1 protein-coding gene is annotated in these 209 nt (G+C 44.0%); it reads right to left on the bottom strand.

Going from position 1 to position 209, the window contains the following annotated elements; all coding sequences use genetic code 11:
- The coding region (locus tag Q0842_RS16325; RefSeq protein ID WP_298500587.1) for a hypothetical protein at positions 1-209 on the bottom strand (209 nt) is incomplete at both ends.

Below are 209 nucleotides of genomic sequence, written 5' to 3'. Positions count from 1 at the left end.
GATGTAGTGTTAAAAGTCGCTGTTTCATAACAAGCTGTCGCTGGTTCAGCCGGTTGAGACCCAGTTACTTCCCACATACATGATGTGGTATTAAATGTTGCTGTTTCATAACAAGCCGTCGCTGGTTCTGCCGGTTGAGACCCTGTTACTTCCCACATACATGATGTAGTATTAAATGTTGCTGTTTCATAACAAGCTGTCGCTGGTTC

This window comes from uncultured Algibacter sp., from assembly GCF_947495675.1.
GTDB lineage: Bacteria > Bacteroidota > Bacteroidia > Flavobacteriales > Flavobacteriaceae > Algibacter_B.
The sequence above is the reverse complement of the archived record's forward strand: the minus strand, read 5'-3'. Positions and strand labels throughout refer to the sequence as shown.